The sequence below is a fragment of the Actinocorallia herbida genome (genome assembly GCF_003751225.1).
Lineage (GTDB): Bacteria > Actinomycetota > Actinomycetes > Streptosporangiales > Streptosporangiaceae > Actinocorallia > Actinocorallia herbida.
The window spans coordinates 5347923-5358559 of record NZ_RJKE01000001.1 but is presented as its reverse complement, the minus strand read 5'-3'; the positions used below and the strand labels follow the sequence as shown (position 1 = coordinate 5358559).

Genomic DNA, 10637 nt, shown 5'->3' with positions numbered 1-10637 from the left:
TTTCATGATCCGTATTTCGTTCAACGACGGCTGGGAGACCCGGCCGAAGGTCAACCCGTTCGCCGAGCTGTCAGGCACGTCAGTGGAGTTCCGCCCCGTGACGCTGCCGCACGACGCGATGATCGGGCAGGACCGGGTGGACCCGCAGGGCGCCGCCACGATGGAGAACGGGGCGGGAGCCTATTTCCCCGGCGGGACCTTCGAGTACCGCAAGACCTTCTCCGTGCCCGAGGAGCACCGCGGCAAGCGGATCTTCCTCGAGTTCGAGGGCGTCTACCGCGACGCGACGGTCCACATCAACGGCGACTACGCCGGGCAGCGCCCATACGGATACTCGCACTTCCACATCGACGCCGACCGCTACCTGCGGTTCGGCCAGGACAACGAGATCCGCGTCGAGGCCCGCGCCCACCGGGACTCGCGCTGGTACACCGGTGCCGGGATCTACCGCGACACCTGGATGCTCATCGGCGAGACCGCCCGCATCGCCCAGGACGGCGTCCGCGTCACGACGCCGGACATCGACCGCGACCGGGCGGTGGTGGAGGTCGAGGCGAGGATCGAGAACGACTCCCTCGCCATCCGGACCCTGGACCTGGCCGTCGAGATCCGCGACGCCGCGGGAGCCGTCGTCGCCGCCGACGTCGCGAAGGTCACGGTGCTGCCCGGCGAACCGGCGATCGCCCGGCCGCGCCTCTACGTCTTCGATCCCGCCCTGTGGGGCACCGGGTCCCCGTCCCTCTACACCTGCGCCCTGAGCCTGCGTGAGGAGGGAGCGGAAGTGGACACCGAGACCGTCGCGTTCGGCATCCGCACGTTGCAGCTCGATCCCCGCTTCGGGCTGCGGATCAACGGCAGGCCGGTCAAGCTGCGGGGCGCGTGCGTGCACCACGACAACGGCGTCCTGGGCGCGGCCACCTTCGCCCGCGCCGAGGAGCGCAGGGTCGAGCTGCTGAAGGACGCCGGGTTCAACGCCATCCGCATGTCCCACCACCCGATGAGCACGGCGATGCTGGACGCCTGCGACCGCCTCGGCGTGCTGGTGATGGACGAGGCGTTCGACATGTGGACCTCGGCCAAGAACGAGTTCGACTACAGCCTGAACTTCCCCGAATGGTGGGAGCGCGACATCGAGGCGATGGTCGCCAAGGACGTCAACCACCCCAGCGTCATCATGTACTCGATCGGCAATGAGATCCCGGAGGCGGGCTCGGCCGCCGGGGCCGCGTGGGGGCGCAGGCTCGCGGAGAAGGTCCGCTCCCTGGACGGCACCCGGTTCGTCACGAACGGCGTCAACAACATGCTCGCCGTACTGCCGGAGGTGCTGAAGTCGAGGCGGCAGAGGCAGGCCGCGGAACCCGCGGCGGAGGGCATCAACACCGTCATGGCCGACGCCGGCGACATGATGAACATGGTCGGCGCCTCCGGGCTGGTGTCGGAGCGCACCGCCGAGTCCTACGCGGTGCTGGACGTCGCCGGGATGAACTACTCCGAGAGCCGCTACGCCCTCGACGAGGAACTCTTCCCGAACCGGATCATCGTGGGGGCCGAGACCTTCTCCACCCACATCGACGGCAACTGGAAGCTGGTCGAGCGGTACGGCCACGTCATCGGGGACTTCACCTGGACCGGCTGGGACTACCTGGGCGAGGTCGGCATCGGCAGGCCGCAGTACCTCTCGCCCGAATCCCCGCGCCCGGTCCACGTGGCCCCCTATCCCGCGCTGCTCGCCGACTGCGGGGACCTGGACATCACCGGTCACCGGAGGCCCGTCTCCTTCTATCGGGAGATCGTCTTCGGCCTGCGGTCCGCGCCCTACATCGCGGTGCGGCGGCCGCAGCACCACGGCAAGACCTGGGGCGGGAGCCCGTGGGCGTGGAGCGACGCCGTCTCCAGCTGGACCTGGCCCGGCTTCGAGGGCGAGCCCATCACCGTCGAGGTCTACGGCGGCGCCGACGAGGTGGAACTCCTCGTCAACGGCGCCTCGCTCGGCCGGAGGCCCGTGGGGGCCGAGCAGCGCTTCCGGACGGAGTTCGAGACCGCCTACGCGCCCGGGGAACTGGTGGCCATCGCCTACCGGGACGGCGCCGAGTCGGGACGCCACGTCGTGCGGTCCGCGCAGGACGGGCTGCGCCTGCGCGCCGAAGCCGACAGGCCCGTTCTGGCGAGCGAGGGCGGCGACCTCGCCTACGTCGCCTTCACCCTGACCGACGAGCACGGAACGGTCCACACCGCGGCCGACCGCCCGGTGCGCGTGGAGGTCTCCGGGGCAGGGGTCCTGGCCGGCTTCGGCACCGCCGTCCCGGCGACCGAGGAGCGCTTCGACGCGACCGAGCGCACCACCTACGAAGGGCGCGCCCTCGCCGTTCTGCGCCCGACCGGCACCGGGAAGATCCGCCTGCGCGCGGCGGCGCCGGGGTGCGAACCGGTCGAACTGCTCGTGGCCGTCGAATGACCGGCGCGGCAGAGAACCCCGACCAGCACCTGACCGGAGAGACGACCATGATCGACCGAGAGGCCGTGGTCCGCCGCCACACCGTCGAGCTGACCGCGCCCGATCCCGCGCACGTCCTGACGGTCGGCAACGGCGACTTCGCCTATACCGCCGATATCACCGGGATGCAGACCTTCCTCGCCTTCCACGACCAGGCCGCCGCGCAGGCGGAGCGGCGCCTGGCGGTGAACACCGCGACGATGGCGACGTGGGGCTGGCACGCCATGCCCAATCCCGAAGGGTTCGTGCTCGACGACGCGATGTCGACCTACGAGTCCGCGCGGGGGCCTGTGCGGTACCCGGACAGGTTCGACATGGCCGCGGCGTTCGGGGGCGAGGTCGCGCCGGAGTACCGCGCCGGGACGTGGCTCCACCTGAATCCCCAGCGGCTGGACCTGGGCCGGATCGGGCTGGTGCTGCGGCCGGAGGCGGGCGCGGCGCCGGAGGAGGACCCGGCGGCGCTCGTGAACCCGCGCCAGCGCCTCGACCTGTGGACGGGCGTCCTGGAGAGCGTCTTCACGTACGCGGGCCGCGAGGTGCGCGTCACCACGGTCGCCGACCCCGACCGAGCCAGGGTCGCCTTCCGGGTGGAGTCCGACCTGCTCGCCGACGGCAGGGCCGCCGTCGCCGTCCGGTTCCCCTACGCCAGCGACGGCTTCTTCCAGACCTCGGACTGGTCCTCGCCGGACACGCACCGCACCACGCTGGAGCCTCTCGGCGAGGCCGCCTGCCGGTTCGGCCGCGTCCTGGACGACACCGAGTACACGGTGCGCCTGGACCGGTCGTCGGGGACCGTCGAGCCTTCCGGCATGCCGCACGAGTTCGCGGTGACCGCCTCCGCTTCCGTGCTCGAGCTCGTCGCGTCGTTCGGGCCGGGTGATGGCGCCGACCTCGGCCGTGCGGGCTTCGCCGGGATCAGGGCGGCAGCGGAGGCGTCCTGGCGCGGCTTCTGGACCTCGGGCGCGGCGATCGACTTCGCGGGCAGCACCGACCCGCGGGCCGGCGAGCTGGAGCGCCGGGTGGTGCTGTCGCAGTACCTCACCAAGGTGAACTGCGCCGGCACGAACCCGCCGCAGGAGACCGGGCTGATCACCAACTCCTGGCAGGGCAAGTTCCACCTGGAGATGCACTGGTGGCACGCCGCGCATTTCGCCGTCTGGGGCCGCCCGGAACTCCTCGAACGCAGCATGGACTGGTACCTGTCCATCCTGGACTCAGCCCGCGCCACCGCCCGCAGGCAGCACTACGCCGGCGCCCGCTGGCCCAAGCACGTCGGCCCGGACGGCAGGGAGAGCCCGAGCGACATCGGGGCGCTGCTCATCTGGCAGCAGCCCCACCCCCTCTACCTCCTGGAGCTGCTCCACCGAGCCTCCGGCGGGACGGAGCGGGAACGGCTGGTCGTCCGCTTCGCCGAACTGGTCGAGGAGACCGCGCTGTTCATGGCCTCCTTCGCAGAGGAGCGCGACGGAGTCTGGCACCTGCCCGCGCCGCTGCTGCCCGCCCAGGAGTTCTACGACGCCAAGACGACCGAGGACCCCGCCTTCGAACTCGCCTACTGGTGGTGGGGCCTGGAGATCGCCCAGCTCTGGCGCGAACGCCTCGGCAAGGACCGCGACGACCACTGGCGGCGCGTCCAGGACGGCTTGGTGAAGCCCCACCAGCGAGAAGGCGTCTACACGGCGATCGCGACCGAGCCCTACCTGAAGCGCGACGACCACCCGTCGCTGCTGTGCGCGCTCGGCGTCGTGCCCGCCACGCCCCTGGTCGACCCGGCCGTCATGGAGGCGACCCTGCTCGACGTCCGCGACGACTGGCTGTGGGACACCGCCTGGGGCTGGGACTTCCCCGTCATGGCCATGACCGCCGCCCGCGTCGGCCGCCCGGACCTGGCCGTCGACGCGCTCCTTGCCGACCGCGCCAAGAACCGGTACCTGCCCACCGGCCACACCCCCCAGATAGGCAGCCTCCTGCCCGTCTACCTCCCCTCCAACGGAGCCCTCCTGTCCGCCGTCTCCCTCATGGCCGCGGGCTGGGACGGCACGGAGACCCCGAGCCCCGGCTTCCCCAAGGACGGCACCTGGACCGTCCGCCACGAAGGGTTCACGCCATGGCCGTGACCACGAAGGTGACCGGGCCGAGGTTCGAGCAGGTCCGGGAGCCGCTGGGGATCGGCACCGCGCGCCCCCGGCTGTCCTGGCGCACCGAGACCGCCATCCCGGACTGGATGCAGACCGCCTACGAGGTGGAGGCGCGCGGCGAGAGGGTGCGGGTGGAGGCGTCGGACTCGGTCCTGGTGCCCTGGCCGTTCGCGCCGCTGGCCTCCCGCGAGCGCGTCGAGGTCGCGGTCCGGGTGGCCGGGCCGTCCGGAGATCTCTCGCCCTGGACGCGCGCGGAGGTCGAGGCGGGCCTGCTGGGCGCGGACGACTGGGAGGCGCGGTTCGTCGGTCCCGGCGAGGGGTCGCTGCTGCGGACGGAGTTCGCGTCCGGCCCCGGCCTGGTGTCGGCCCGCCTGTACGCGACGGCCCTGGGGGTCTACGAGGCCGAACTGAACGGCGAACGGGTCGGCGACCACGTGCTGGCCCCCGGCTGGACCAGCTACCACCACCGGTTGCGCTACCAGACCTACGACGTCACCGGGCTCGTCCGCGACGGCGCCAACTGCCTGGGAGCGGTGCTCGGCGACGGTTGGTACCGCGGCCGGCTCGGATACGAGGGGAAGCGGGCCCTGTACGGCGACCGGCTCGCGCTGCTGGCACAGCTCGAACTTGCCTACGGGGACGGCACGGTCCGCCGGATCACGACCGGCGCGGGCCGGTGGCGGGCCTCCTCGGGCCCGCTGCTGTCCACCGACCTGTACGACGGCGAGGCCTACGACGCGAGGCGGGAGCACGCAGGCTGGTCCGAGCCCGGGTTCGACGACGCGGCCTGGTGGCCCGCCGAGACCGTCGACCACGACCTCGCCACCCTGGTCGCCCCGACCGGACCACCGGTGCGCGTCACCGAGACCCTCGCGCCCGTGGCCACGCTCACCTCCCCTTCCGGGAGGACGATCCTGGACTTCGGGCAGAACCTCGTCGGCAGGCTCCGGATCACCGCCTCCGGTGCGTCGGGGGACAAGGCGGTGCTCCGCCACGCCGAGATCCTCCAAGGCGGCGAACTGTGCGTGGAGCCGCTGCGCACGGCGGAGGCGACCGACACCTATGTCCTGCGCGGCGGCGGGATCGAGGAATGGGAGCCGCGCTTCACCTTCCACGGCTTCAGGTACGCCGAGGTCACCGGTCCGGTGACCGGAGCCGTCGCCCTGGTGTGCCACTCCGACCTGGAGCGCACCGGCTGGTTCGGCTGCTCCGACCCGCTCGTCGAGCGGCTGCACGAGAACACGGTCTGGGGGATGCGCGGCAACTTCCTCGACGTGCCCACCGACTGCCCTCAGCGTGACGAGCGCCTGGGCTGGACCGGCGACATCCAGGTCTTCGCGCCGACCGCGTCCTTCCTGTACGACAGCGCGGGATTCCTGCGCTCCTGGCTCGCCGACCTGGCGGCCGAGCAGGCCCCGGACGGCGCGGTGCCGTCCGTCGTCCCCTTCGTCGTGAACGTGCCGACCGCCGCGGCGGCCTGGGGGGACGCGGCGGTGATCGTTCCCTGGACGCTCTACCAGCGGTACGGCGACCTCGGCGTCCTGGAGGCGCAGTACCCCGGCATGCGCGCCTGGGTGGACCATGTGGCGGGCCTGGCGGGCGAAGGCCTGCTGTGGGATTCGGGATTCCAGTTCGGCGACTGGCTGGACCCGGCGGCGCCACCCGGGCGTGCCGACGCGGCCAGGACCTACCCCGAGATCGTCGCGACCGCCTACTTCGCGCACTCGGCGGACCTGGTGGCCGGTACCGCGCGACTGCTCGGCCGGACCGAGGAGGCCGCGCACTACGGGACGCTGGCCGCGCGGATCCGCCGGGCGTTCCAGGACGAGTACACCACCGCTTCCGGCCGCCTGCTGTCGGACTCCCAGACCGCCTACGCGCTGGCGCTGCGGTTCGGGCTGCTGTCGGGGGAGGAGCAGCGGAGGCACGCGGGCCGGCGCCTTGCCGACCTGGTGCGGGGCGGCGGCCACCGGATCGCGACGGGCTTCGTCGGAACCCCGCTGATCTGCGACGCCCTCGCCGAGACCGGCTTCCTCGACTCCGCCTACCGGCTGCTCCTGCAGCAGGAGCGCCCGTCGTGGCTGTACCCGGTCACCCAGGGCGCGACGACGATCTGGGAGCGCTGGGACAGCCTCCTGCCCGACGGGACCGTCAACGCAAGCGGCATGACGTCCTTCAACCACTACGCGTTCGGCGCGGTCGCCGACTGGCTGCACAGGACCGTCGCCGGCCTGGCCCCCGCCGAGCCCGGATACCGCCGACTGCGCGTGGCCCCCCGGCCGGGCGGCGGCCTCACCCACGCCTCCGCGCGCCTGCACACCCCCTACGGTCCCGCCGCCTGCCGCTGGGCGATCAGCGGCGAGTGGCTCTCCGTCGAGGTGACGGTCTCGCCCAACACCTCGGCCGAGGTGGGCCTGCCCGACGGCACCGAGCACACGGTCGGCTCGGGCGTCCACCGCTGGACCGTCCCGTTCGCCGACCAGGCCGCCGAGCGGTCGCCGCTCACCCTGGACAGCACCCTCGGGGAGGTGGCGGACCGGCCCGGCGCGATGAAGCTGGTCACCGACGCGATCGTGGCCAGGATGCCGGAGATCGCCGAAGCCGTCGGCATCGGCTTCGGCTCCGCGCCGCAGAACGCGAGGCTCAGGGACGCGCTGCAGAGGCTCCCCGGAGCCGAGCCGATCCTCCACGACGTGGAGGCCGCCTTCGCGGACCTCGGGAGCGGCCGTGGATGAGAACGGATCCTCCCGCGAAGGGGCCGGCGCATGGTCCTGACCCAGGCGCCGCCGGGATTCCTGTGGGGCGCGGCCACCGTCTCGGATCCGGCGTCCGGCGACCCCGAGGACCTCTGGCTCCTCGCCGGAGCGGGACTGAACGCCTGCGGGCTCGTCCTGTCCTGGGACCGCGTCGAACCCGAACCGGGCCGCTTCCGCGCGGACGCGCTCGCCCGGTACCGCACGGCGATCGGCAAGGCGCTGGAGTACGGGCTCGCACCCGTCGTCACCCTGCACGACCGGGCCGCACCGCGATGGTTCACCGACCTGGGCGGCTGGTCGGCGCCGTCGGCGGCCGGTCGCTTCGCGCGCTACGCCCGCGAGGCCGCCGGGATCCTCGACGGCGTCCGCTGGATCTGCACCATGCGGGCGCCGGCGAACGCAAGACGGCATGGCGACCTCCCCGAGAGGATCGCCGAGGCCCACCATGCGGCCGCGGTGAGCCTGCGGGAGCGCACGCGCGCCGCCGTCGGCTGGACCGTGGCCGTCCGGCGGCCCGGCGGACCGCGCGGTGTTCCCGCGGAGCCGGACGGCCTCGCGGACCGGTGGCTCGAACACGCGCGCGGCGACGACTTCGTGGGGGTCGCCTACGCCTCCGGACCGGCCCACGGCAGGCCGGTCTCGCGTCCTCGGTCCGGCGGGGCGGACGGCCCCGGGCGGTCCGAGACGCTCGACGCCGTCGTGCGGCACACGGCCGAGGTGACCGGCCGGCCGATCCTCATCACCGACGACGGTGTCCCCACGGCCGATGACGCCCTGCGGGTCACCGTGACCTCCCGGGCCTTGCGCGGGCTGCTCGGCGCCGTCGCGGACGGCGCCGACGTCCGCGGATATCTGCACCGGACGGCGCCCGAACACGGCGAAGGCCACCCCGGCGACTGCGGGCTGATCGCCTTCGACCGCAGGACCGGCGCACCCAGGCCCAGGCCGAGCCTCTACTGGCTCGGCGACGTCGCCCGCCGCGGCCATCCCTGATCCTCTCTACCCAAGGAACCCCCATGAACGACTCGGCATCGCGCACGGAACTCGCGGCGCTGCACCAGGTCCTCGTCGAGTCCGCGCTGGTCGCGTGGACCGCGGGCAACGTCTCGGCCCGGGTCGGCGACGACCGCTTCCTGATCAAACCGAGCGGCGTGCCGTACGAGCGGCTCACGCCGGAGTCGATGGTGCTGTGCGACCTGGACGGGCATCCGGTCGCCGCGGGCCTGAAGCCGTCGTCGGACGTGTTCGCGCATGCCTACGTGTACCGGCATCGTGCGGATGTGGGCGGTGTGGTGCACACGCATTCGACGTATGCGACGGCGTGGGCGGCGCGGGATGAGGCGATCCCGTGTGTGCTGACGGCGATGGCGGACGAGTTCGGCGGGGAGATCCCGGTGGGCCCGTTCGCGCTGATCGGTGGTGAGGACATCGGCAGGGCGATCGTGCAGACCCTGGAGGGGCATCGCAGCCCGGCGGTGCTGCTGCGCAACCACGGGGTCTTCACGATCGGCGGGTCGGCGCGGGAGGCGGTGAAGGCGGCGGTGATGTGCGAGGACGTGGCCCGGACGGTGCACTTGTCCCGCCAGCTGGGGGAGCCGCTGGCGATCCCGCAGCCCGACGTGGACTCGCTGTACGACCGCTACCAGAACGTCTACGGCCAGTGACGGCCCCGAAAGAGAAGGAGGCCGTGATGGCTGAGCGCGAGATCTGGTTCCTGACCGGGAGCCAGGGCCTGTACGGGGAGGACACGCTCCGGCAGGTCGCCGACCAGTCCAAGGAGATCGCCGACCGGCTGGGCGGGTCTCTGCCGGCGCGGCTCAGGTGGCTGCCGGTGCTGACGGACGCGGCGGCGATCCGGCGGGTGTTCCTGGAGGCGAACGCCGACGACTCCTGTGTGGGTCTGGTGGCGTGGATGCACACGTTCTCCCCGGCGAAGATGTGGATCTCGGGCCTGGACGCTTTGGCGAAGCCGTTCCTGCATCTGCACACGCAGGCGAATGTCGAGCTGCCGTGGGGCACGATCGACATGGACTTCATGAACCTGAACCAGGCCGCGCACGGTGACCGGGAGTTCGGGTTCGTGCAGGCGCGGTTGAACGTGCCGCGCAAGACGGTGGCGGGGCATGTGTCCGACCCCGTTGTGGCGTCGCGGGTGGAGGCGTGGGCGCGGGCGGCGCTGGGCGTGGCGGAGCTGCGCACTCTGCGGCTGGCGCGCTTCGGTGACAACATGCGCGACGTGGCGGTGACCGAGGGCGACAAGGTCGAGGCGCAGCTCAAGCTGGGGGTCTCGGTGAACACCTACGGGGTCAACGACCTCGTGGGCGTCGTCGACGCGGTCCTCGAGGGGGAGATCACGACCCTGGTCGCCGAGTACGAGGACCTGTACGACGTGGCGCCCGAGCTGCGGGCGGGTGGTGAGCGGCACGCGTCGCTGCGCTACGGGGCGCGGATCGAGCTCGGGCTCAGGAGCTTCCTCCAGGCGGGCGGCTTCGGGGCGTTCACGACGAACTTCGAGGACTTGGGCGGCCTTCGCCAGCTTCCTGGCCTGGCCGTGCAGCGTTTGATGGCCGACGGGTACGGGTTCGGCGGTGAGGGCGATTGGAAGACCGCGACGCTGCTGCGCACTCTGAAGACCGCGGCCACCGGCCTGGCCGGGGGCACCTCCTTCATGGAGGACTACACCTACAACCTGGTGCCGGGCTCGGAGCTGATCCTGGGCGCGCACATGCTGGAGGTCTGCCCGAGCATCGCGTCGGCGAGGCCGTCGCTGGAGATCCATCCGCTGGGCATCGGCGGCCGGGAGGACCCGGTCCGGCTGGTGTTCGACGCGGACCCCGGCCCCGCCGTCGTCCTCGGCATGGCCGACATGGGGGACAGGTTCCGGCTCGTCGCCAATGAGATCGAGGTCGTCGCGCCGCCGGAGCCGCTTCCGGCGCTGCCGGTGGCGCGCGCGGTGTGGAAGCCGCTGCCGAACCTGCGCACGTCCACCGAGGCGTGGCTGACCGCCGGCGGCCCGCACCACACGGTGCTGACGGCAGCGCTCGATTCCGAGGTTCTGTGCGACATGTCGGAGATGTTGGGCGTGGAGCTGCTCACCATCGGTGCCGACACCACCCCGCGGCGCTTCGCGCAGGAGATCCGCTGGAACCAGGCCTACCACCGCCTGGCCCAGGGCTTCTGACCTTAACGGCCTCGATACTCCCCGGGGTGCGCACTCAGTGCCCGAGGGCGCGCCCCGGGGTTCCAGGA

The 10637-nt window shown here is 72.4% G+C and carries 6 protein-coding genes; all 6 read left to right on the top strand.

Going from position 1 to position 10637, the window contains the following annotated elements; all coding sequences use genetic code 11:
* Window positions 1-4 precede the first annotated feature (4 nt).
* Genes EDD29_RS24295 through araA form a run of 6 tightly spaced genes read left to right on the top strand, consistent with a single transcriptional unit; the run spans window position 5 to window position 10569 of the window.
* Window positions 5-2455 (top strand): glycoside hydrolase family 2 TIM barrel-domain containing protein, encoded by a 2451-nt coding sequence (locus EDD29_RS24295; RefSeq protein WP_123666624.1) that lies wholly within the window; start codon window positions 5-7, stop codon window positions 2453-2455.
* Complete coding sequence (locus EDD29_RS24290; protein ID WP_123666623.1) at window positions 2452-4611, top strand: hypothetical protein; 2160 nt, start codon at window positions 2452-2454, stop codon at window positions 4609-4611. The genes EDD29_RS24295 and EDD29_RS24290 overlap by 4 nt, the downstream gene beginning before the upstream one ends.
* Window positions 4602-7367, top strand: a complete 2766-nt coding sequence (locus EDD29_RS24285) for an alpha-L-rhamnosidase (RefSeq protein WP_123666622.1) — start codon at window positions 4602-4604, stop codon at window positions 7365-7367. The genes EDD29_RS24290 and EDD29_RS24285 overlap by 10 nt, the downstream gene beginning before the upstream one ends.
* 30 nt (window positions 7368-7397) lie before the next feature.
* Window positions 7398-8381, top strand: a complete 984-nt coding sequence (locus EDD29_RS24280) for a family 1 glycosylhydrolase (RefSeq protein ID WP_123666621.1) — start codon at window positions 7398-7400, stop codon at window positions 8379-8381.
* Between the two features lie 23 nt (window positions 8382-8404).
* Window positions 8405-9052, top strand: a complete 648-nt coding sequence (locus EDD29_RS24275) for an L-ribulose-5-phosphate 4-epimerase (protein WP_123666620.1) — start codon at window positions 8405-8407, stop codon at window positions 9050-9052.
* A gap of 26 nt (window positions 9053-9078) precedes the next feature.
* Window positions 9079-10569 (top strand): L-arabinose isomerase, encoded by a 1491-nt coding sequence (gene araA, locus EDD29_RS24270; protein ID WP_123666619.1) that lies wholly within the window; start codon window positions 9079-9081, stop codon window positions 10567-10569.
* The last annotated feature ends 68 nt before the right edge of the window (window positions 10570-10637 follow it).